The 284-nt window shown below is 63.4% G+C and carries 1 protein-coding gene; it reads left to right on the forward strand.

All coding sequences use genetic code 11. The annotated features are described in order from the left end of the window. The coding region (locus QN347_RS19755) for an HAD family hydrolase (protein WP_323494390.1) at window positions 1-284 on the forward strand (284 nt) is incomplete at both ends.

The following is a 284-nucleotide window of genomic DNA, read 5'->3' on the forward strand; positions in this document are numbered from 1 at the left end:
GGCTGGTACGCTCGACCCGGTCGAGTATCTGGAGTTCGCACTCGGCACGCTGGCACAGTTTCCACGCCCGCGACTCGATCAGTTGCACGCGCAATTCATGCAAGAAGTGATACAGCCGGCGCTGCTGCCGGCCGCGTTCGACTTGCTGCAGCGGCATCGCGATGAGGATGATCTCATCGCCATCATCACCGCCACCAACCGCTTCGTGACCGCACCGATCGCCGCCGCGCTCGGGGTTACGCATTTGCTGGCGGCCGAACCGGAAGGCTATGAAACCGGTACGC

The organism is Sphingomonas sp. 10B4, assembly GCF_035019905.1.
Taxonomy (GTDB): Bacteria; Pseudomonadota; Alphaproteobacteria; order Sphingomonadales; family Sphingomonadaceae; genus Sphingomonas; species Sphingomonas glacialis.